Source organism: Aphanizomenon flos-aquae FACHB-1287, assembly GCF_014698755.1.
GTDB classification, from domain to species: Bacteria; Cyanobacteriota; Cyanobacteriia; order Cyanobacteriales; family Nostocaceae; genus Dolichospermum; species Dolichospermum flosaquae.
Genome location: NZ_JACJTO010000010.1, coordinates 45458 through 69084, shown reverse-complemented (window position 1 = coordinate 69084; position 23627 = coordinate 45458). Strand labels below are relative to the sequence as shown.

The 23627-nt window shown below is 38.6% G+C and carries 21 protein-coding genes and 1 tRNA gene; 17 read left to right on the top strand and 5 right to left on the bottom strand.

From position 1 onward, the window contains the following. Positions 1-16 precede the first annotated feature (16 nt). The 7 genes from sixA (at position 17) to H6G44_RS07145 (ending at position 6004) form a co-directional block, all read left to right on the top strand. Positions 17-511, top strand: coding sequence for a phosphohistidine phosphatase SixA (sixA, locus tag H6G44_RS07175; protein WP_190385625.1), 495 nt, complete (start codon positions 17-19; stop codon positions 509-511). Positions 512-598: 87 nt separating this feature from the next. Then, the gene (locus tag H6G44_RS07170) at positions 599-1735 is read left to right on the top strand and encodes a citrate synthase (protein WP_190385624.1); all 1137 of its coding nucleotides are present in this window, start codon (positions 599-601) and stop codon (positions 1733-1735) included. A 493-nt stretch (positions 1736-2228) separates the two neighbouring features. Continuing rightward, positions 2229-3347: an NADH-quinone oxidoreductase subunit NuoH gene (nuoH, locus tag H6G44_RS07165; RefSeq protein ID WP_190385623.1), complete on the top strand. Its 1119-nt coding sequence runs from the start codon at positions 2229-2231 to the stop codon at positions 3345-3347. Positions 3348-3434: 87 nt separating this feature from the next. Further along, positions 3435-4019: an NAD(P)H-quinone oxidoreductase subunit I gene (gene ndhI, locus H6G44_RS07160; protein ID WP_190385622.1), complete on the top strand. Its 585-nt coding sequence runs from the start codon at positions 3435-3437 to the stop codon at positions 4017-4019. A 100-nt stretch (positions 4020-4119) separates the two neighbouring features. Continuing rightward, a complete protein-coding gene (locus H6G44_RS07155) occupies positions 4120-4731 on the top strand; it encodes an NADH-quinone oxidoreductase subunit J (RefSeq protein ID WP_190385621.1) in 612 nt (203 codons plus the stop codon). A 40-nt stretch (positions 4732-4771) separates the two neighbouring features. Next, a complete protein-coding gene (gene nuoK / locus H6G44_RS07150; protein WP_015080280.1) occupies positions 4772-5077 on the top strand; it encodes an NADH-quinone oxidoreductase subunit NuoK in 306 nt (101 codons plus the stop codon). A 6-nt stretch (positions 5078-5083) separates the two neighbouring features. Continuing rightward, positions 5084-6004 (top strand): NAD(+) kinase, encoded by a 921-nt coding sequence (locus tag H6G44_RS07145; protein WP_190385620.1) that lies wholly within the window; start codon positions 5084-5086, stop codon positions 6002-6004. A 380-nt stretch (positions 6005-6384) separates the two neighbouring features. Here the strand turns inward: H6G44_RS07145 and gntT are convergent, their stop codons facing one another. Together gntT and H6G44_RS07135 are read right to left on the bottom strand one after the other, a co-directional pair. Then, entirely contained in the window at positions 6385-7731 is a 1347-nt protein-coding gene (gene gntT, locus H6G44_RS07140) for a guanitoxin biosynthesis MATE family efflux transporter GntT (RefSeq protein ID WP_190385619.1), read from the bottom strand. A 197-nt stretch (positions 7732-7928) separates the two neighbouring features. Then, positions 7929-8114, bottom strand: a complete 186-nt coding sequence (locus H6G44_RS07135) for a hypothetical protein (RefSeq protein ID WP_190385618.1) — start codon at positions 8112-8114, stop codon at positions 7929-7931. A 605-nt stretch (positions 8115-8719) separates the two neighbouring features. Between H6G44_RS07135 and gshA the strand changes: the two genes are divergently transcribed. The 4 genes from gshA (at position 8720) to H6G44_RS07115 (ending at position 13817) form a co-directional block, all read left to right on the top strand. Next, positions 8720-9859 (top strand): glutamate--cysteine ligase, encoded by a 1140-nt coding sequence (gene gshA, locus H6G44_RS07130; RefSeq protein ID WP_190385617.1) that lies wholly within the window; start codon positions 8720-8722, stop codon positions 9857-9859. A gap of 214 nt (positions 9860-10073) precedes the next feature. Next, positions 10074-10535, top strand: a complete 462-nt coding sequence (locus H6G44_RS07125; RefSeq protein WP_190385616.1) for a tRNA (cytidine(34)-2'-O)-methyltransferase — start codon at positions 10074-10076, stop codon at positions 10533-10535. A 776-nt stretch (positions 10536-11311) separates the two neighbouring features. Beyond that, entirely contained in the window at positions 11312-13615 is a 2304-nt protein-coding gene (locus H6G44_RS07120) for a peptidoglycan DD-metalloendopeptidase family protein (RefSeq protein ID WP_190385615.1), read from the top strand. A gap of 128 nt (positions 13616-13743) precedes the next feature. Next, positions 13744-13817: transfer RNA gene (locus H6G44_RS07115), tRNA-Met, on the top strand. 321 nt (positions 13818-14138) lie between these two features. Here the strand turns inward: H6G44_RS07115 and H6G44_RS07110 are convergent. From H6G44_RS07110 to H6G44_RS07100, 3 genes are all read right to left on the bottom strand, one after another. After that, positions 14139-14435, bottom strand: a complete 297-nt coding sequence (locus tag H6G44_RS07110) for a DUF2103 domain-containing protein (RefSeq protein WP_190385614.1) — start codon at positions 14433-14435, stop codon at positions 14139-14141. A gap of 1 nt (position 14436) precedes the next feature. After that, positions 14437-14760, bottom strand: a complete 324-nt coding sequence (gene clpS / locus H6G44_RS07105; protein ID WP_190385653.1) for an ATP-dependent Clp protease adapter ClpS — start codon at positions 14758-14760, stop codon at positions 14437-14439. 524 nt (positions 14761-15284) lie between these two features. After that, the gene (locus H6G44_RS07100) at positions 15285-15443 is read right to left on the bottom strand and encodes a hypothetical protein (protein WP_190385613.1); all 159 of its coding nucleotides are present in this window, start codon (positions 15441-15443) and stop codon (positions 15285-15287) included. Here H6G44_RS07100 and H6G44_RS07095 point away from each other — a divergent pair. The 6 genes from H6G44_RS07095 (at position 15442) to H6G44_RS07070 (ending at position 23595) form a co-directional block, all read left to right on the top strand. Continuing rightward, positions 15442-17742 carry a tetratricopeptide repeat protein gene (locus tag H6G44_RS07095; RefSeq protein ID WP_190385612.1) on the top strand — a complete coding sequence of 767 codons (2301 nt, stop codon included), beginning with the start codon at positions 15442-15444 and terminating at the stop codon, positions 17740-17742. The genes H6G44_RS07100 and H6G44_RS07095 overlap by 2 nt on opposite strands. 301 nt (positions 17743-18043) lie before the next feature. Further along, positions 18044-18238, top strand: a complete 195-nt coding sequence (locus H6G44_RS07090) for a heavy-metal-associated domain-containing protein (protein ID WP_190385611.1) — start codon at positions 18044-18046, stop codon at positions 18236-18238. Positions 18239-18543: 305 nt separating this feature from the next. Next, the gene (gene gyrA / locus H6G44_RS07085) at positions 18544-21159 is read left to right on the top strand and encodes a DNA gyrase subunit A (protein ID WP_190385610.1); all 2616 of its coding nucleotides are present in this window, start codon (positions 18544-18546) and stop codon (positions 21157-21159) included. Positions 21160-21526: 367 nt separating this feature from the next. After that, positions 21527-22135, top strand: coding sequence for a LysR family transcriptional regulator (locus H6G44_RS07080; RefSeq protein WP_190385609.1), 609 nt, complete (start codon positions 21527-21529; stop codon positions 22133-22135). Then, positions 22128-22763, top strand: a complete 636-nt coding sequence (locus H6G44_RS07075; protein WP_190385608.1) for a cupin domain-containing protein — start codon at positions 22128-22130, stop codon at positions 22761-22763. The genes H6G44_RS07080 and H6G44_RS07075 overlap by 8 nt, the downstream gene beginning before the upstream one ends. Before the next feature lie 31 nt (positions 22764-22794). Next, a complete protein-coding gene (locus H6G44_RS07070; RefSeq protein ID WP_190385607.1) occupies positions 22795-23595 on the top strand; it encodes an SDR family oxidoreductase in 801 nt (266 codons plus the stop codon). Positions 23596-23627 lie beyond the last annotated feature (32 nt).

Here is a 23627-nt window from a genome sequence, read left to right as displayed (position 1 = left end):
ACACCCAACTAAAAACATGGAACTATACTTAATCCGTCATGGTATCGCAGAAGAACATCAACCAGGACTAAAAGACGAAGAACGACAACTCACCCCAGAAGGAAAAGAAAAAACCGAGAAAATAGCCCAGAGATTAGTCAAACTCAGTTTTAACTTTGATTTAATACTCACCAGTCCCCTAGTTCGTGCTTACCAAACAGCAGAAATACTCATTGCTGCTGGACTAAGTTCCCAGTTAGAAACATCAGATCATCTGAGCTTTGATGGTAATATTCAAAATTGGTGGCAAGAATGGCTTAAACCCAGAAAATATCCCCAGAAAACTAAACTAGCATTAGTAGGCCATGAACCTAGTTTAAGCCATTGGGCAGAAATTCTCCTCTGGGGAGAAGCAAAAGAAAGCCTCATCCTCAAAAAAGCAGGTATGATGGGAATAAAACTACCAGATGATGGTTCTCCCTTGGGTCGTAGTCAAATGTTTTGGTTAACACAACCCAAGTACCTACTATAATAGTTGTTACATCTGCAACTGTCATAGTGAAAATAGTCTCTGATGAGTTAATGTGAGCAGATATTTTACAAAGTAAATGGTGTTGCCATGACGGTGTGCGAATACAAGCCTGGTTTAGAAGGCATTCCCGCAGCCCAATCAAGCATTAGTTATGTAGATGGGCAAAAAGGAATTCTAGAATATCGTGGTATCAGGATTGAGGAATTAGCAGAAAAAAGCACATTCCTAGAAACTGCATATCTTTTAATTTGGGGTGAATTACCAACCAAAGAAGAACTAAAAGCATTTGAGTATGAAGTTCTCTTTCATCGTCGCATCAAATACCGCATTAGGGATATGATGAAATGCTTTCCTGAAAGTGGTCATCCTATGGATGCTCTTCAAGCTTCTGCTGCTGCTTTAGGTTTATTCTATTCTCGCCGTGACTTACATAATCCGGTCTATATTCGCAACTCCGCTGTCCGGTTAATAGCGACTATTCCCACAATGGTAGCAGCCTTCCAGTTAATGCGGGAAGGAAACGACCCCGTTAAACCTAGGGACGGTCTAGGCTATGCGGAAAACTTTCTGTATATGCTGAATGAGAAAGAACCTGATCCCTTATTCGCTAAAATATTTGATATTTGCCTAATACTCCATGTTGAGCATACAATGAATGCTTCCACATTTAGTGCTAGAGTCACAGCTTCAACCTTAACAGATCCCTATGCAGTAGTAGCTAGTGCCGTAGGTACTTTAGGTGGACCATTGCATGGTGGAGCGAATGAAGAAGTAATTCAGATGTTAGAAAACATCGGTTCTGTAAAAAATGTTATCCCCTATGTAGATGATCTTCTCCAACGCAAAGCCAAAATTATGGGTTTTGGACATCGTGTTTACAAAGTCAAAGATCCCCGGGCTACAATCTTACAAAACTTAGCAGAGCAGTTGTTTGAGAAGTTTGGCTATGACGAATATTATGAAATTGCCGTAGAAATGGAAAGGGTAGTTTCTGAAAAACTGGGTGACAGAGGGATTTATCCTAATGTTGACTTTTATTCCGGTTTAGTGTATAGGAAAATGGGGATTCCTACAGACTTATTTACACCAGTATTTGCCATTGCTCGTGTAGCTGGCTGGTTAGCACACTGGAAAGAACAATTGGTAGAAAACCGGATTTTCCGTCCTACCCAAATTTACGACGGTCGTCATGAAGTTGCTTACACTCCCATTGACCAACGTTAACTGACAAACAACTCAACTCTAGATTTTGGATATTCAATTCAAGTCCTCTAGTGGACAGATTAATAACCGTCCTATCTACCATTGGAGCTTGTAGTCCAAAATCAGAACCCGCCAAAATTGGCAAATTTACAACAGCAGCCAATCCCAGAAAATCAGATAATTTGCATACAGCAGATAACCGTTGCCAGTCTGGAAGCGGCTAGTTTGTTCTGTCTGAAAACTGGATAGTTAAACATAAAGCCCATTTTCCCACTCACGAATCATCAATTTCCAATCCTAACCATAAGTAGAAGTTGTCTTGTGGAGTCTGATGGGGAAAACCATCCAAGGATATACTAAACTCATGAATTAACAGTATTGAAGGGAATAAACTTCAATCGGGTATCATCGTAAACATTGCAGGGACTGTACTTAAAGCTGAAGAACAAAAGATGAAAATCACTGATTTCATTTTTAATAGTTCATCAGAACGTTGACTTAAAGAGCAGCAAACATGAATCCAGGAATTGACCTCCAAGGAACTTTTATTCAATCTGTCAAGGACTTAGGCGTACCCCCAGGAGCGGCCAAAGCCCTTTGGATGCCATTACCAATGGTATTGATGCTAATTGGGGCTACAGTAGGCGTACTAGTTGCGACCTGGCTAGAACGGAAAATTTCCGCAGCAGCACAGCAACGAATAGGTCCTGAATACCAAGGACCTTTTGGATTACTAGTGCCTGTTGCCGATGGTTTGAAATTGGTGTTTAAAGAAGATATCATCCCCGCCAAAGCAGATCCTTGGCTATTTACCATTGGTCCAATTATTGTCGTCTTACCAGTATTTCTGTCGTATTTAATTGTGCCATTTGGACAGAATATCATCGTTGCTAACGTCGGTATGGGCGTATTCTTGTGGATTGCATTATCCAGTATTCAACCCATTGGCTTATTAATGGCAGGTTATGCCTCCAATAATAAATATGCCTTATTGGGAGGTTTACGGGCAGCAGCCCAGTCCATTAGTTATGAAATTCCCCTAGCACTAAGTGTACTAGCGATCGCCATGATGTCCAATAGTCTCAGCACCGTTGACATCGTCAATCAGCAATCTAACTTTGGGATTTTCGGCTGGAATATTTGGCGACAACCATTAGGTTTTATGATCTTTTGGATAGCTGCCCTGGCAGAATGCGAACGCTTACCCTTTGACTTACCAGAAGCTGAAGAAGAACTAGTAGCCGGGTATCAGACCGAATACTCAGGGATGAAATTTGCCCTTTTCTACCTCAGTTCCTACATCAACCTCGTACTTTCCGCCTTACTAGTAGCAATTTTGTACCTTGGTGGTTGGCATTGTCCCATACCCCTTGACATGATTACTGGTTGGTTAGGAGTCAGTGAAAGTGACCCAGCAATTCAGGTAGTCACAGCGGTTATAGGCATTACCATGACCGTAATCAAAGCCTACTTACTGGTATTTCTTGCTATTCTGATCCGTTGGACAGTACCACGGGTAAGAATTGACCAATTGCTAGACTTAGGGTGGAAATTCCTTTTACCAATAGGCTTGGTAAATCTCCTATTAACCGCCGCATTTAAACTAGCCTTCCCCTTGGCCTTCGGTGGTTAAACAGCAGCAGTCAGTGGTCAATGTCATTAACAATTGACAACTGACAACTGACAACTGACAACTGACAAAGAAAGAGAGAGACACAAAATGCTCAAGTTCCTCAAACAAGTTGGTGATTACGCCAAAGAAGCAGTACAAGCAGGTCGTTATATTGGTCAAGGACTATCTGTGACTTTTGACCACATGAGACGGCGACCAGTTACAGTCCAATATCCCTACGAAAAATTGATTCCCGGTGAAAGATTTCGCGGTCGCATTCACTATGAATTTGACAAGTGTATTGCTTGTGAAGTCTGTGTACGTGTTTGTCCTATTAATCTCCCTGTAGTTGACTGGGAAATGGACAAAGTAGCTAAAAAGAAAAAGCTCAAACACTACAGTATTGATTTTGGAGTTTGTATCTTCTGCGGTAACTGTGTGGAATACTGTCCCACCAACTGTTTATCCATGACAGAAGAATATGAACTCGCCACTTACGATCGCCATGAACTTAATTACGATAATGTAGCTTTAGGACGTTTGCCCTATAAAGTTACAAATGATCCCATGGTGAAACCATTGCGGGAACTTGCTTACCTCCCTAAAGGTGTCATGGACCCCCACGGAGTACCCGCTGATGCCCCCCGCGCTGGTTCTCGTCCAGAAGACCTTGTAGAAAGTGGTAATGGGTAATAGGTAATGGGTAATGGGTAATCAAAATTTTTCCAATTACCAATTACCAATCACCAATTACTACTCAATATTTATTAAACATCAATAAGGATAGAAAACAGTGAATCTAGCAGAAGGAGTACAGTCTGTATCACTTGGCATTCTTGGTGTAATGATGATTGGGGCAGCACTAGGTGTAGTGCTATTCTCTAACATTGTTTATTCCGCCTTTTTGCTGGGAGGTGTATTCATCAGTATGGCGGGAATGTACCTGTTGCTAAATGGTGATTTTGTCGCATCAGCACAAATACTAATTTATGTTGGTGCAATTAACGTTTTAATTCTGTTTGCCATTATGTTGGTCAACAAAAGACAGGATTTTTCACCATTACCCAGCGCCGGATTACGAAAAGTATTTACAGCTATAGTCAGTTTTGGACTATTTGCTCTTTTAAGTACAATGGTATTAGCTACCCCTTGGGCTAACTCAAATAACGGGAAAGTTAATCAAAATTCCATCATTGTGATTGGTGAGCATTTCTTTAGCGACTTTTTGCTACCCTTTGAGTTAGCTTCTGTCCTCTTGCTCATAGCCATGGTAGGCGCAATTATTTTAGCCCGTCGTGAATATCTACCCGACCAATTGCCAACCTCTGACCTAACACAAACAATTTTAACCCTACCAGAACGCCCCAAAGAACTCATCGGCACTGGTAGAAGTTCTGACAACTGACCACTGACAACGAACAACTGACAACTGACCACCGACAATCATGCAACTCCAATACTTTCTATTACTAGCCGCAGCTTTGTTTTGCATTGGTATTTATGGTTTAATTACCAGTCGCAACGCAGTCCGGGTGCTCATGTCAATTGAGTTATTACTAAATGCTGTTAATCTAAATTTAATGGCATTTTCTAACTTCCTTGATTCAACCTTAATTAAGGGTCAGGTGTTCACAGTTTTTGTGATTACCGTGGCAGCTGCTGAAGCGGCGGTAGGGTTAGCGATTGTTTTAACAATTTATCGTAACCGCGATACCGTTGACATGGAGCAGTTTAATCTTCTGAAATGGTAATAATGCGTGCAACTCAAGCAGGTAATCATTGCTTATAAAGCTCGAGATCCCCAGAGTAAACGCTGGGCAGAACTCTGTGCTAAACAACTAGAAAATCGTCAGTGTCAAGTATTGATGGGACCTAGCGGGCCGAAAGATAACCCCTATCCGGTTTTTTTGGCCTCTGCTAATCAACCCATTGATCTGGCCTTGGTACTGGGTGGTGATGGTACTGTCTTAACCGGCGCTAGACATTTAGCCCCAGCCAATATTCCTATCCTTGGAGTCAACGTCGGCGGCCATTTAGGATTTTTAACTGAGTCAGTAGACGAGTTTCAAGATCCAGAAATAGTTTGGGACAGGCTGTTAGAAGATCGTTATGCTATTCAACGGCGGATGATGTTACAAGCAGCGGTATATGAGGGGACTGGATCAAATTTAGAACCAGTAACCGAAAGTTACTGGAGTTTAAATGAGTTTTGCGTCAAACCCGCTTCTGCTGACAGAATGATTACCTCAATTCTAGAAATGGAAATTGATGGTGAGATAGTTGATCAATATGTGGGAGATGGATTAATTATCTCTACTCCCACAGGTTCTACTGGTTATACTGTTTCCGCTAGTGGGCCAATTATTCACGATGGTATGGAGGCAATTACCATCACTCCCATTTGTCCCATGAGTCTTTCAAGTCGTCCCCTTGTCTTACCTCCTGGTTCTGTGGTCAGTATTTGGCCTTTGGGCGATTATGATTTAAGTACCAAACTATGGATGGATGGTGTGTTATCTACTTCTATTTGGCCAGGACACCGTGTTGATGTGCGAATGGCTGATTGTCGCGCTAAGTTTATTGTGTTACGGGCAAATAATTCATATTATCAAACTTTGCGGGAGAAGTTACTTTGGGCGGGAACAAGGGTTCGCTACAACAATAATCACCGCAATTGATGTTTATGTTTATTTTCTAAACTTTTGCCCCGGTACGCCCATAATCGTCAATTCATTTTCGCCCCCAGTTTCAATATATTTGGGGGTTTTTTATGTCTATTCTTACTGGCAATTTAAAGTATGAACTATAGCAGGATTGACATACTCACCGTCCTAAAGGAGCGGTGATTCTTGACACTTCACTGGAACACGCCACAAGTGGTCTTATCGTCCCTCTATGTCCGTTTAAAGTCTCCCAATGCCCTATGGCGACTATACCCAAATTATAACATAAAGCCGTCCTAGAAGGACGGGGCTTGTATCCCAGATTTTTGGTCAACGAAGTTTCATCAACACCTAATAACTCTCTTTTGTGAGTTTTTGTAATTAAGTGTATTAATTTAATTTAATATGGTCTCGATCTTCAACTCTTTGCTTTTCACCAGATATACTCCAAGAATCACCATTCTAATCACCATAAACATAGACATAGCCAACCACAACATATGGTTATTGTGATAAAACCATGTTGATATAGCTAGAGGGATAAATCCCGCCAAGGTACTGATTAAGAAAGTATTGCGGAGAACAACCCCTTCCGCTAGACCCGTAAAGTATCCCTCCAGAACTAAACAAATTGAGGCACACCCCAGAACCACTAATAACCAAGGAACATAGGTCCTAATTAGCTCTATGATTTCGCTGTGGTTGGTTAACAACCCAAATATGGTTTGTGGAGAAAGGACACAAAGACCAGCGCAGGTAAGTCCTATGGAAAGACTAGTTCCTATTGCTATTTGCAATAAAGGCAAATACTTATGAGTTGTCTGTTCACCTTTAAATGTTCCAGTTAAAGCAGCGGTAGAAATTCCTACACCATTAAAAATATCTATAGTCAGCAGTAACACCTGTAAAAGTAAGGCATTGCCAGCAAATATCATTGTATCCATTGTTGTGCTCAAACAGGAAAAAATGACGTAGGTGAATGCAATAGTTAAAGACCTCACAAATAGATTTCCATTCAACCGAGCAATGGATTTGAAACCTGACGATTCCAAAATTTGCTCCTTTAATGCTCCTACCTCTTTTAAAGGGACATCACGGAGTAAGAAAATTAACCCCGTCAACAACATTAAATATTGGCTAATTCCAGCAGACATTCCGGCTCCGGTACTTGCCCAATGCCACTGGTTAATATATAGGTAGTCTTGCAGTATATTAACCACATTGTAAACAATGGTCATTAGCAATACCCTACTACTTTTTTCCTGTCCAATAAACCAGCCAATTAGTACATAGTTGAGTAAAACTGCTGGTGCGCCCCAAATACGGGCATTAAAGTAGGCAAGACCAGCATCCTTGACCTCTCGAGAAGTAGTAAACAGTGCAAACCCCAAATTCCCTAAGGGTTCATGTATAACCAGAATGAGTATCCCCAAACCTAAAGCGATCGCACTATTCCGTATTCCTACTAGTAACATAGCCTCTCGGTCATCTTCACCAACAGCTATTGCTGTCATGCCTGTAGTTACTAAACGTAAAAAACCTACACTAAAGTATATATAATCAAAAAGAATTGCACCCAGAGAAGCACCTGCAAAATAGCGGATATCTGTCAAATGACCTAGAAAAACTGTACTGGTAAAACCAGCTAACGGTATAATAGTACAAGATAAAATATTAGTAAGGGTAATTAGATAAAAGCGAGAGATAAATTGGTATTTACCTGACAAGGGGAATAATAGCATCGTATAAAAATCCCGATTTGAAGAGGTTTTGCCCTACAGAGAATTTCATAAATAACCACAAATATGAAATTATATGATTACGATTCTTTGACCACAGCAGAATTTTGCAGTAAAATCCTATTTAAGCATAGCCTAGCGGTAAATTTAAATCTTTATCTCATGTTATGTGCAATATGCTGTATTCACTGCTACTGCAACTAACTTAACAAGCCGCTTTTTCTAAACCCCTCAGCAGTATATGCTTCTTCAGAAACACCGCTGTTCTCCAAGCATTTTAAAGTTGCACTTGCTGCTTTTTTAATACCAAGCATCAGTCTTGTTTGAGGATAGGATTCTTCCACCAATATTTCTATTTCTTTATTTTCTAAACCCAATACTTCCAAATAATATTTTATTGCAGTAATATCAGGTTCTAGAAAAGCGAAAATAATTTCTGGTAAAACCGGACTAATTATAGATTGATCTTGAGGTTTAAGTTAGAACCACAATATATTTTTTAATAAACTAGCAAAGTACGCGTGGTGACGACTTTCATCCCTAGCGTGATCAAGAATCATTATGACTTTCAAAACTTTCACTAACTTGCTGATCAAATCTCCAGTTACCATGACTAGCTAGAATTAAATCTTGACATACTCAACTGAATTACTCATATTTTCACAGTTTTATTTTGCTATTTTTACATTTTTACTTAAAGTATTTCTCTATAGTAACATTATCACATCTACTACCACAAGTCAATACTTTAAAAGCAGTAAACCAAAAAGTTTTTTCTCAAGGATGATGGCTTTACCTTAACCGGTGACAATGTGGCTAAACAGCTTGTTTTATAAGGGGTAGAGCCTGAAAGCTACGTTGAAAAAAGAGGCGTATAAGGAGTAATTTTTATTACTTTTTTCTGGGTTAAATTGATATGTACACAAAAAATGCAAAAAATCGTCTAATTAGATACAATTTATAAATATTGCCAGAAGCTTTGGAGAATAACATGATCTTATTAAAAGGCTTTGAAATTGAGATGTACACTGGTACACCTCAAGGTGAAATTGTGGGACTATCGGACAAAATTATGGCCGATTTAGATGGATTTATGCGTGAACCGGATAGCCGGAATGTGGAGTACATAACTCAGCCATCTATGAGTTATGATAATTTGTTGTGTGCCTTATTAAGTCCTAGAAGAAAGTTACGGAATTATCTCCAAGGTTTAGATAATTATACTTTGATACCGGGTAGTACATTATCTTTGCAAGGAAGCCAACGCTTTTTCCGTTCTGACCCCACGAATCCCTATCATGATTACATTGAACAAACCTATGGCACAAAGGTAGTTACAGCCAGCGTCCATATCAATGTTGGTATTAGTGATCCAGAAGTATTAATGCGTGCCTGTCGAGTGATTAGAATGGAAGCACCTCTATATCTAGCTATGAGTGCCTCATCTCCTTTCCTGGATGGTAAAACCACTGGTTATCATTCGACGCGCTGGGGAGTATTTCCTCAAAACCCTGATTATATTCCCTTATTTGCTAGTCATGCGGATCATATTCAATGGGTAAATGAACAGTTGACAGCTGGGACAATGCAAAATATACGGCATTTATGGACATCAGTGCGTCCAAATGGCGATCGCCGCCCTTATGATTTAAATCGGCTAGAATTGCGAATTTGTGATTTAGTTACAGATCCTATTGCTTTATTAGCGATAACTGCTTTACTAGAAGCGCGATTAATCCAAATTATTAACGATCCTACCATTGATCCTTTAAATCAAAGTCCGTTTTCCCCCGCAGAATTGATTAGTTTAACCATGAAGAACGAAATGGCCGCTGCCATTAATAGTCTTGATGCCCAATTACAGCGGTGGCAAGATGGTAGCATTATTCTTGCTAGAGATTGGATAGGAGAAATTTATCAAGAAGTTGGGATTATTGCGAAAAAACAGGGCTTTAGTTGTTTTCTATCCCCCTTACTAAAAATCCTGCGAGAAGGTAATGAAGCCCAACAATGGTTACAATTGCATGGAGTTGGCGTTGATATTCAGCGTGTAATTACTCAAGCGATTATTGCTACTCAAAAACGGGAAACAGAACTAGAAAGTAAACTATGTTTATCTATGAGGGAATAGGGAATAGGTAAGAGGAAATAACCGACAACTGACAACTGACCACCGACAACTGACCATCGACAACTGACAACGAATCCTCCCAGTGAATGATTTAAAAAAATAATCCATGAGAAATACTTCATACATATAAAAAAAAACTATATATCGTTTCTAGATTTTGGTAGATTTTTACACAGAAAGAATTTTCTGAACATACAATTTAGATGAGCCAAAGATGCCCCAGATAGTTTTAGTCAACCCACAGATTCCCCCGAATACTGGCAATATTGCTAGGACTTGTGCCGCTACAGGCACGGAATTACATTTGGTAGGTCCCTTAGGATTTGAAATTAGCGATCGCTATCTTAAACGAGCGGGTCTAGATTATTGGCCTTACGTTAAACTCAACTATCATGAATCCATAGAAGCATTTAAAAATGTACATAAACAACGCGGGGGTAGATGCTTAGGTTTTAGCGTTCGTGGTGACTTTAATTACATTAATTTTCAATTTCAAGCGGATGATTGGCTGTTTTTTGGCAGTGAAACAGCAGGGTTACCAGAGCCTATTCTCTCCACCTGTGACTCCACATTGTACATTCCCATGTACGAACCTGGAGTGCGGAGCTTGAATCTATCAGTCAGCGTGGCCATAGGATTATTTGAAAGTCGTCGTCAGTTAGGCTATTTAAAATAACTTATTATTCACCAATAAAAATCTGGAACTAAGTGTGATAGAAACAGATTTATTAGATCAACCACACCAAAATCTGTTATGCTATTGTTGTGTAACATACTTTCACAAGGAGGTACATAGTAATAAATACTGAGATACTCCTCTGAAAATAACATAAGAAATTTGTATAGATATTTTCAGAGTGATCTAACCATGAAGGATAGACTTGAGAGAATGCTCAACCTAGGATCAAAAAAGAGGAAATTACCAAAGACCTTGACTATCAATGATTTCGATGAATTTGTATTCAAAAATACAAAAAAACCATGCAAAAATCACAGGTATTGTATACGGTTGTTTTTTAGGGAACAATAGAAGTAAAGTCTGCTATTGATAAAACGGATTTAGTCAAAAAATCTTGAAAGTGTCTACAGTAGGATGATTGCATTTACAGAAATTGTCAAAGCTCATGAACTAACAGCAACAATAGACCTAGCCAAGTTATGATATTTGTTTAGTTCTATGCTTTTACAGTAATAATGAGTGAAGACAGTAGATAACTGTCAAGAGCGAACATCTTTAGGTTGTGAGGAGTGACTTAGACAAAACAGCACCGAAAAATTCAAGTTTTAGCAAGGTGTATGACTTGTTTAAATCAGAGAAGCAAGTTAATCTTGCGTGAGTGTCTCTGGTGAATGTGATCTTGATATGTGGTTTGATGTAATCTCAATCAGGAATTAATATCCAACTTAAAAATCAAGACCAGTTAAACGCTAGTGATTATTAGGAGGTCGTCTTTGAAACGAGCATTAAAAAAAAGAGAGAAGGCTGTGTTGAACAATAACCCCAACAGCAATGAGGCCCAGGTAGAGCAAACAAGTTATGAGATCAATCCCAAAATAACCCGCCGGGTGCGAGCTCGTCTGGCAGCCATGATTGGCTTGGCAATATCAATAGCAACCGGCGTTTTGGTGACTCGACAAAGCGATCAAGCCCAAGCAGCGGCTCCTGTTGGCAGTCAAAAAGCAACTTCAACAATGTCCGCTGCTTCCGAGACTGAGATGAAATTTGCCGCCACCAAGTTGGAATCTCCAACCGTCTTAGCAGCAGGCGCATTGGCAAATTCAGCCATATTGGAACCAACAGTAGTTTCACAAGCACCTGGGCTTGAAGCTAAATGGCAAATTGCAAGCAACAAAATAAGCAACCAAGACACTGCATCCCAGCTAATTTCCCCAACTAATACCCCTGATAAAAATTCTGTTCGCTCACCACAGGAAGTGAGCGATCGCCCAGTGCAGGCGACATTACCAGCGGGAAACCAACTACCTGAGACAGCGCCACAGTTGCCTGAGGTGGAAGAGGTTACTAGCAGTACCCAAAATTTGCCAGTAGAGGAATCAGCTAGGGGTGATGTTGAGTCCCAACTAAAAGCACAGCAGGAATTTGCCCTAAATCGCTTACAGGAAAAGTCAAACCGGTTAAGAAATAGCTTGGCAGAGTTGCGATCTGAACAAAACCAAAATCTATTGAAAACTGGGACTAAGGAAGCACAGTCAAGCACTGTAGCTAATAAATCAACACCAGAACAAGCGGAGAATTTGACTGATTCCCAACAATCCGGGCTGATTTCTGACGGAAAACAAAACCAAGAAACTAGTACGACGACACCTAAGGTGATAACACAACTACCCGGATCAACATATCAAGTTCAGCCCGGAGACACCTTAGCAGAGATTGCTACCAATTACGGTACTTCAATTTCTGAGCTAGTTAGAGCTAATAATCTCAGCGATCCTAATCAACTGCAAATTAATCAAAGACTAATTATTCCTACGGATAAGGTATCAGAAACCTCTAGCACCGTAGATAATTTTTCTGTAAATACTCCTAGTTTTAACCCTAGATCATTGCTGGCCAGGAATAACAGTGTTACAGTTCCTTCACCAAGAGTGACAGAGCAACCTGGACAAAATGAAACGCCTACTATAAATAGTGTGAGTATCCCAGTTCCCATAGTGACAGGGGAACAGGAACGGAATAATTATCCTAGTCGGATTAATGTTCCCATACCAATAGCGACGGATAACCAAGAGCAGAATACTGTTCCTGTTGTTGTCCCCAAGGCTTTACCAACTCCCGGTCAATCTTATGGCTTAGGTGGTGAGACACCATTGCCAATAAGTTTCTCCCAAAAGCTGGAACCACAAAAACCTGTGCAAAAGGTGTCTAAGGCTAAGGGTAATGAACGTATCCGTAGCTTGCAAGCAGAAATTGAGAGATTGCGTTATAAATACCGCTCTCAACAGGCTGGTGTGGCTGTCACAGGTTCTGAAAATAATAGTCAATCTGTACCTGTCACAGTTGAATCATCCAATAATTCCCCAGTTTCTTCAGGGGATGCTATTCAGATTGCTGTACCTCAAGTAGTATTCCCAGCGTACAGCAATCAACGGACTAAAACCCTAGTAACAGCATCTGCTCCCACCAACGAGCCAATTAATCCAGAGTTTCTACCCGGTAAAACCGGCTCTAGATGGAATTCTCCTCGCAGTTCATCTGGTATTAAGTTAACAGTACCTCCCGCTCGTACCAATGCCTCTGAATCTTTAGGAAAATTGCGAGGAACTTCTGTTTCTCCTGCTTTACCACCTATAGCAGCAGTAGATATACACTTGCCTCGGTCTACTGAAGATCTGTTACCATCAGATTCTGCCAGTACAGGCCATATTTGGCCTGCGAAGGGAGTTCTGACCTCTGGTTATGGCTGGCGCTGGGGAAGAATGCACAGAGGGATTGATATTGCTAACTCAACCGGCACGCCGATTTATGCGTCTTCTGCTGGTACGGTGGAGAAAGCTGGCTGGAATAGCGGTGGTTACGGTATCGTTGTAGATATTCGCCATAACGATGGTAGTTTGACTCGCTATGGGCATAATAGCCGAGTTTTGGTGCAATCTGGTCAAAAGGTGCAACAAGGTCAGCAAATTGCGGCTATGGGTAGCACTGGTTTTAGCACGGGACCTCATATTCATTTTGAAGTTCATCCATCTGGTAAGGGTGCTGTTAACCCTATCGCTTTCTTACCCAATCGGATTTAATTACTGATTGTTTGGTGAAATGAGGGGGTTTAACTCCCTCTTTTAATTTTTGAGGTAAAAATTTAGAAATTGATAGTTGTCAAATGCAAATTGGTATGCTATCTTAATATAAGTTGATAAGACAACGTGGCTCAGTAGCTCAGTTGGTTAGAGTACGGGACTCATAAGCCTGGGGTCGTCAGTTCAAATCTGACCTGAGCCATTTTCAAAATTATAATATCTTATTATTGATATGCCAATTATATTTGGGTAGAGATTGGCATTTATGAAAAAAGTTTTTGAGAGATTACAGTTTGTAACTATTATGGTCAACCATGTGGCATATTCCTTTAGACTAAGTTTCCATAAAAAACAGTGTTATGATTTCAGTTTCATGTTTTTAAACATGAGTTTTTCCTGTTAGAAAGTTAACCAGTAAGAGTTCCCTCTAAAATAAATTTGCAGTTCATAAAATTGAAGAGTAATCAAAAGTCAAGGTTAGAACTGAATTTAGCTCTAACCTTGCTGTTTGTAAATTCATAATTTAGGCAATTCTCATAGCAATAGCAATCGCACCCTCAAGTTCATCCTGTAGTAAGGTTGTGAGAATAAACACCTCTTGCACGGTCTTTCCTTGACGAGCAATGATTTTATAACCACCGCGAATAGGTACAGAGATACGTAACTGCATTTTTGGTGCATGGCCTTTAGCTCTACCAATAACCGCTGGTGTCACTGTGACAATACCATGGTGTTGACATAAACGTTCTAAAATAGGGATTAGACCGGGAATATGGGTAGAGTGATTCCATACTAGTCTACCATCGGTGGGTTTAGACATATTAGGCTGCTTCCAGGGGAGCCATTGTCAACCCGGCCTGACGTAGTTGTTGGTGGTATAATTCCGCTGGTTCTTGGGGTCCTGTCCAGACAATTGCTTGTCCTTCATAGTGGATTTGATTGGTTAGGTCCCAGGCGCGGTCGCCTGACATTCCGGGAATATACTTCATTAAACACTCAGCGACGTGCTGAAAAGTATTGAAATCATCATTCAAGACAATTACTTTGTAATTGGGGTAGGTTTTCCGAGTCACTTGATTAACTCGGTCAGGTGTCACAGTTGGTGTTGAGGCCATACCGTACACATCTGTAAGTCTTATCACCATAGAAAAATAAGCCAAAAACGACGTTGTACAAACTGACATTACAAATAACTAGTTTAATCTATTGCTGGCTGAGTGAGGGAATAGGAAGTGAGAAAGGTGGTAAATAAGCTCAAACTGATGAATGATTGAAAGCCTTTTTTCTATCTTCCTTTGATGGTTTCTGTACACTACTACATTATTCTAGACGGTAGCATTAGGGAAGGGTTTTTTGTAAGGTTATTTTGGAATTTTTGGCTAGAAATTAGGAAGTTTGGGGTAAGTGTATCACTATTGACGGGCGATCGCAGTTATTATATTATATGTAAGTAGCAAGTTAGGCTATTTATCAAGACATAAATTATTAAAGCACTCAATTATGAACGATAAATAACAAACAATACAACGTTTACTTGACGAATTATCTAATATAGAAAAAGAGTCTTATCGTACAGCTTTACAACATTTTAAAACTTGGTTAAGAAACGTTTCTTTTACTCTAGAAGCTGCTAATATGAAAGATGAACTGAATATATGGGAAAAATCACTTAAAAATAATCGGACATATCCATATCTTTTTGATTTATCCATAATTCCATCCCCTCACAAAATCTGTTAATATCAAAAAAACCTCCTAAAAATCCAGTAACATGACACCAATCATCTATCATAGTAGAAACTAACCACCTGATAGGGAAAATTGTCATGAAAAACAAAAACCCCATATTTTCAAATTTAGCTTTAAAAAGCACCATTTTTCTGTCACCCTTACTGCTATCAATAGCTTTCATCAGTGGATATACTGTATTATCTGCTACGGCTCAGGTATTATCAAATCAAGAACGGGAAGACTTAGCACGACTGCGAAAAGAAACTAAAACTTTTGAAGGTGCTTTGACTCGCACGAATACCTTACTTAATATCTGGTTGACTATTTTAAGTTTATTTCCTGTGGCTTTAATTGCTATATTATGGTTTTTTCGTCGAGCGGTAATTCGGGAAATTGTGGAACGAGCAATCCAACAAATTCAAGGTATTGAAAATTTGCAAGCTCAATTAACTACTGTTCAAGAAGAAGCAAAAAAACTGATTAACTTATCTCAAAATACTACTCAAGAATTAGCAGAGGAAGTTAATAATCTTAAACAAAAGATTCAAGGTGAGGAAGAAAATTTATCTATTCTTTTATCTGATTTACCTAAATCAAAACAAGAGTTTTTAACTGCTTTGGAAACTGAGGTAAAATTGGCTCAGGAAAATATTAGTAATTTGGAGTTTAGATTAAATACTCAATTGGAACAGTTAACTTTATCTGCTCAACAGCAAAAAATTACAATTGACAATATCAAAAAGTTGGAATTTGAGTTATTTTCTCAATTTACCCAACTCAAGTTAGAGGTAGAAAATCAAAAAGATATTGCTGTTGGTGATATTGAAAAATCTCGCGCTGATTTAATGTCTCAATTTCAAGGTTTAGAGTCAGAAACTCAACAACAAAAATATCATACTATTGAGAATTTAGTAAAATTACAATCAGAATTTACTAATGAATTATCTCAATTTCAATTAGATGTTAAAAATCAAAAAGATATAATTATAGGAAATATCGAAAATCTGAATAATATATTTAAGTCAGATGTGAGTGAATTAAAAACTGATAGTCAACTTCAAAAATATCAATTATTAGAGAATTTAGCTACATTAGAAAGCGAATTTTCTGAACAACTTACAGAATTAGAAAATACTGCTATTCAAAGACAACAGCAAATTATTGAGAATTTAGAAAAATCTGGTGGAGAATTTACATCTGGATTTTCAGAGTTACAAAATGATGTCCAAAAACAGCAAATTACTATTCTGGAAAATCTGCGAGAATTAGAAAGCAAATTTTCTCAGCAACTTACAGAATTAGAAAATACTGCTATTCAAAGACAACAGCAAATTATTGAGAATTTAGAAAAATCTGGTGGAGAATTTACATCTGGATTTTCAGAGTTACAAAATGATGTCCAAAAACAGCAAATTACTATTCTGGAAAATCTGCGAGAATTAGAAAGCAAATTTTCTCAGCAACTTACAGAATTAGAAAATACTGCTATTCAAAGACAACAGCAAGTTATTGAGAATTTAGAAAAATCTGGTGGAGAATTTACATCTGGGTTTTCAGAGTTACAAAATGATGTCCAAAAACAGCAAATTACTATTCTAGAAAATCTACAAAAATTAGAAATTGATGCTCAACAACGTAAAGAGATAATTCTTAAAGAATTAGCAGAAAATATACTTATACCAACACCATTACAACCAGAAATTTCTATTGATGATGATCTCAAACAAGCAGAAATACTATTTTTAGAAAAACGCCATGAAGATGCTTTAGCTATTTATGAAAAACTCATTAAAATCCAACCTGAAAATCCAGAAAATTGGCTAAAACGTGGTATTATATTCAGTAAATTAAAACGCTATAAAGATGCTATAGCCTCCTATAATCAAGCTATAAAAATTAATCCTGAATATCATCAAGCTTGGTGTGATATTGGTGTAGCTTGTGGAAATTTAGGAAAACATCAAGAAGCTTTTAACTGTTTTGATAAAGCTACTAAAATTAAACCTGATGATGGAGTTGCTTGGGTAAATCGTGGTTTATCTTTGCTAGAATTAGAAGATTATGAAAATGCAGTTGCTTCTTTTGATAAAGCTTTAGAATTTCAACCCAATTCCCCTAAGGTTTGGGATAAACGGGGTTACTCTTTGGTAATGTTGGGAGAAGATGATCAAGCAATTACCAATTTTGATAAAGCATTAGAAATTAAATCAGATTATCCTAGTGCATATTATAACAAAGCTGTCTGTTATGCACTACAAAAAAAGGTTGAATTATCTCTAGAAAATCTACAAAAAGCTATTGAATTTAATCCCAGTTACCGAGAAGATGCTACAACTGATATTGATTTTGATGAAATTAAAAATGAGCCAGGGTTTCAAAGATTAATTCAAGTTTAATGTCAAGAAAAATCGGTGAAACCAATCTAGAATTTTCTTTGGTGTTTGATTTTTATGATATGTTCGATCTTGACTAATTAATCTGAATAATTTAGTCCATTATGTTGAACATAATGCGGTTGGTTAAGACAATACCTTGTCGATTTTTTGTAGGTCAAGTTAACTGACACCCAACCTGACACTTATATTAGGTTTTGTACCTCAACCCAACTTACAAATTAAGACTTTTTTCGATTTCGACAAGGTATAGTTAAGACAGATATTTTTGTTAGTTCTAATTGAGTTTTCACTCCTGTTACCTATGACAATCAAACTCACTATTCCCGGAATGGCTTGTTCTGCTTGTGCTAATAATATTACCAATGCAGTTAAAGCCGTTGATGCTTATGCTATTGTAGAAGCTGACACTAAAACCAAGCTTGTCAATGTAGAAACTCAAGCTTCCGAATCTACTATTAAAGAAGCTTTGATTGCTGCTGGTTATCCTCCTTCTTAAAATCAGATCCCCGATTTTATAAGTCGGGGATTTTGAATATTTTTATTTTTCAACTAGTTCTAAATTCAATATCAGCAGGTTTTCTAAAATTATGATCTAAATATTAGTAATTAATCAATAATCTAGCCTTTAGATATAACTTATAAATTTACTAATCTTGGAAATTGGATAGTATTTGTGCGAATTGGATGAGAATGTGTTATAATTGTGGCAAAATATGACAACTATTCAAAGTTAATTTGACATAATTTTGTCTTTTGTCAAGTTGAAAGCTAAAATCTACATTTTTTGGAGTTTTCGAGTTTATGACAACCTCACAGGAGAGGATTATCCCGACGGATTTGCGAGGTGAAATGTCGCGGTCTTATCTAGAATACGCCATGAGCGTCATTGTAGGTCGGGCACTACCAGATGCTAGGGATGGTCTTAAACCTGTGCATCGTCGCATCCTCTATGCTATGCACGAACTGGGTTTACTCCATGATCGCCCCTTTAGAAAATGCGCCCGTGTGGTGGGGGAAGTATTGGGTAAATATCACCCTCATGGTGACACGGCAGTGTATGATGCTTTGGTGCGGATGGCGCAGGATTTTTCCATGCGATCGCCTCTCATCAGTGGACATGGTAACTTTGGTTCAGTAGACAATGATCCACCGGCTGCAATGCGGTATACGGAATGTCGTCTACACGCTTTAACTAGTGTAGCCCTTCTCCAAGATATTGAAGCCGAAACCGTAGACTTTGCCGATAACTTCGATGGTTCGCAACAAGAACCCACGGTTTTACCCTCCCGCATTCCCCAACTCCTGCTCAATGGTTCTTCGGGAATTGCTGTGGGAATGGCCACAAATATTCCTCCGCACAATTTGGGAGAATTGATTGATGGGTTAGTAGCACTAATTCACAATCCCGAAATAACTGACATTCAGTTAATGCAGTATATTCACGGTCCCGATTTCCCCACCGGAGCGCAGATATTAGGAGTCAGTGGTATCAAAGAAGCTTACACCACTGGGCGCGGTTCAATTACCATGCGCGGTGTAGCCAATATTGAAACCATTGCTCAACGCAACCGTCCAGAACGGGAGGCAATTATTATTACCGAGTTGCCTTACCAAACCAACAAAGCGGCCTTAATTGAAAAAATTGCCGAGTTGGTCAATGATAAACGCATTGATGGTATTGCAGATATCCGGGACGAGAGCGATCGGGACGGGATGAGAATTGTGATAGAATTAAAACGTGATGCCTATCCCCGCGTCGTTTTAAACAACCTTTATAAACAAACCCCTCTTCAAGCTAATTTTGGGGCAAATATGTTGGCATTAGTCAACAGTGAACCCCAAACCCTAAATCTCAAAAGATTTCTCAGCGTTTTCTTGGATTTCCGTATTTTCTCCATAGAACGCCGTACCCGCTACGAACTACGGAAAGCAGAAGAACGAGATCACCTTCTGCAAGGGTTATTAATTGCTCTCTCTCAATTAGATGCAATTATTGTTTTAATTCGTCATGCACCGGACGCACCTACAGCCAAAGGTGAGTTAATTAACACTTACGGGCTCTCCGAAGTCCAAGCAGACGCAATTTTACAAATGCAACTGCGGCGGTTAACGGCTCTAGAAGCTGATAAAATTCGTCTCGAACATGAAGACCTCCAAGTTAAAATTACCGACTTACTCGATATTTTAGCTAAACGGGAACGGGTGCTAGAAATCATTCAAACTGAAATCAGTCAAATCAAAACCAGTTTTGCTACACCCCGACGGACAGTAATTACCCATGGGGAAGGAGACATAGATGATATTGACTTAATTGCCAATGAAAAAGCAATTATTCTGGTGACAGAACAAGGTTACATCAAACGGATGCCCGTTAATACCTTTGAATCTCAAAACCGCGCTACCAGAGGTAAAGCCGGTGCCAAGGTTAAAGATGATGATACCATTGAGCATTTCTTAACTTGCTGTGATCATGATAGCATCTTATTCTTTAGCGATCGCGGTGTTGTTTACTGCCTAAGAGCATATCAAATACCCGTAGGTTCGCGCACCAGTCGGGGGACACCCATAGTCCAAATGTTACCCATTCCCAAAGAAGAGAAAATTACCTCCATTGTCCCCGTAGACGAATTTAGCAGCGAAGAATATCTCGTCATGCTTACTAAAGGCGGTAACATTAAAAAAACCGTCCTAGAGGCATTTAGCCATATTCGCGCTAATGGATTAATTGCTATATCCTTAGAAGAAGGCGACCAACTGCGCTGGGTGAGGAGGGCTAGAGTAGAAGATAGCATAATCATCGGTTCACGTCAAGGTATGGCCATTCACTTCCGCTGTACTCACGACCAACTGCGTCCCCTGGGTAGAGCCACTCGTGGTGTAAAATCCATGAAACTCAAGGATAAAGATGAACTCATCGGTATGGATATCCTACCAGCGGCTATTCTCGACACCTTAGATACAGATACGGAAGCGGAAATAGAAGAAACCGCAGAAATAGAAGAAACCGTAGAAATTACCGAAATTGAAAATACTGAAGAAACCCCAGAAACCACTAACACCAATAGTACGGGACCCTGGGTATTAGTCATTACCGTTGGCGGTTATGGTAAGCGTGTGCCTGTTTCTCAATTCCGACTGCAAAACCGCGCTGGTCAAGGTTTAATGGCGACTAAATTCAAAACCCGCAAAACTAAAGATAAACTGGCTACTTTAAGGATTGTGAACAATGATGATGAAATTATGATGGCCACCAATCGTGGTATAATTATTCGTCAAGCGGTGAATGCAATTTCTATTCAGTCAAGGTCAGCTACGGGGGTGAAAGTGCAACGTTTAGACGAAGATGATGCTATTACTGGAGTTGCTATTGTTCCCCCTGATACGGGTGATAATGGAGAACTAGAAGAGGCAGAATAGCTAATTAGTAAGATCTCTGACTTCTTAAAGAAGTCGGGGATTTATTTTATAAGTATAAATTGCAGCGTAATTTTTATATTTTTTACTTATGGCGCGATCGCCAAAAATTTTTCTTTTATCTACTTGACAAATATAGTTAACTAGTAGTATCACTTAAAGGGTAAGCAAATAAAATAAGTTTGCAAGCTAAAAATTAAAGAACTATTTAAAATTAGGGATTAAGGATAGACGAGCTAAAATTCATTAAAGAGCATATTCAAGATCAATAGGCCTCTCTAAAAAAGAATATAAACCCATTTTAGCTTTTTTAGTTTGGCTTTAATCCATAGGGCAAGTACACAAATTTAACTCAGTTCAGAAATAATTTATGTTCAAGTTTCAAATTGAATTTAAATACCCTATCCCTATATCCAAGACTTTAACTTTAGGGACATTAGGACCTAGCGGCACTAGCAGTGAAGCGGCACTAAAATATCTAATCAGCCAAATTGAACAAGAGGAAATTAATGTTTTAGTGAAATTATTTGATAGTTTTATAGACCTACAGCAAGCGTTAAAAAACGAGCAAGTAGATTTAGCTTTAGTACCTCACGCATACGAAAAAATTAACGAATTTTATATGCAGCCTAAATTTGATTTAGGTTTTATATTTGTCCACCCAACTCCTGTCTACGGATTAGCCAAAAGAAAAGATCAAGAATTTAAAGTTACCGGTAGTAGGATTGTTACCCATCCTGCACCATTACCGCTGTTATCGGAACTTTTACCACCACAATATAGTCCTCAAGAAATGACAGTAGAATTAGTCAACTCTACCAGTGTGGCAGCTAAACAAGTACATCAAGGTTTAGCTGATTTAGCCATTACTAATGAAAAAGCAAGAGAATATTATGATTTGGAATTTGTTTCAATTCATGGAACAATACCCATGAGTTGGTCAGTCTTTTACAAAAAGCCTAGTGTAGCCTATGTCTAAATTTTTTCCCTCTCATCAAAATATCAAAGTTAGTAATATAGATATAGTGGCTTTTCAATGTCAAGATATTGTTTTTCAATTTGCTTACATTGCCCCTAGAGCTTGTTTTCCACTACATCAACATCCTGAAAGTCAAATGGGGATGGTAATTTCTGGTAATTTAGAGATGAATGTGAATGGTAAGAAAGAAATTTTAAAACCGTTACAACAAGTTTACAGTGCTGGATCTGAAGTTCCCCATGGTTCAGTAAATTATTCAGATGAATCCATATTCTGTTTTGATGTGAAAGGACTCACTAATTTCTCAACTGATGAAGCAGTTTTTATAGACCTAAAACCCACTTCAGATCAAATTACAAATTTCCCCAGCCATATCGCTGTCGGCTCTTGGTTTACAACCATTATTACCCAAATTCCTCCAGGAGAAAAAACCTCCAACCAGCAATCTGACAGTGAGGAAATAGGGGTGATTATTGATGGTAAAATGATGGTTAATATAGGTGGAGAACAACAGGAGATAAAAAGAGGGGAAATTTATTATGCTCCTGCTGATGTAATTCATTCAGGTTATAATTCAGCATCAGAAACAGTGACATTAATAAAAATTGTGTTGCCACATCATTCTTAAATAATTAGTTATTACTAGAGGTATATTTTTGATGGATTTAGGATTAACAGGAAAAGTGGCTTTAATTACAGGATCTAGTGCTGGAATTGGTCTTGCAGTTGCCCAAATCTTAGCACAGGAAGGATGTAAACTAATTATTTGTGGACGCAATTTTGAGAAAATTCAACAGATTGAAAAGCTACTAAGTCGAGAAAAAGAAAATTTAGAAATACTTGCTTTATCTGCTGATGTTCATAAAGCTAGTGATTCTGAGAATTTAGTAAATACTGCTTTAGATAAATTCGGAAAAATTGATATTTTAATTAATAATTCTGAAGGAGCATCATTTGCTAGTGACGCAGTAGAAACATTATCAGATGATGACTGGCGGCTAGTATTTGAAGCTAAATTAATGGGTTATATTCGCATGACCAATTTAGTGTTACCAGGGATGAAAAATCACCAATGGGGTAGGATTATTAATATTGTGGGTACATCAGGAAAAGAACCTTCACCCCGGTTAATTAAATCAGGTGTGGCTAATGCAGCTTTAATGAATTTTACTAAATCTGTTTCTACCCAAACAGCGAAATTTAATGTTTTGATTACTACAGTTAATCCTGGTTTAATTGACACACCCAGACATCGCCAGTATTTAGAAATTGCAGCCCAGGAGGAAAATCAATCAGTTGATGTAATTAAATCTCGAATTGCTGGTAAAATTCCTGCTGGTCGTTTAGGTTTGTCTGATGAAGTAGCTAATTTAGTAGTCTTTTTAGCCTCAGAATGTTCTAGTTATATCACTGGAATAACGATTCCTATAGACGGGGGATTATCTGTTTCAGCCTTTTAATTAAGTAATTCAGTGATTAAGTTTGTAGATTG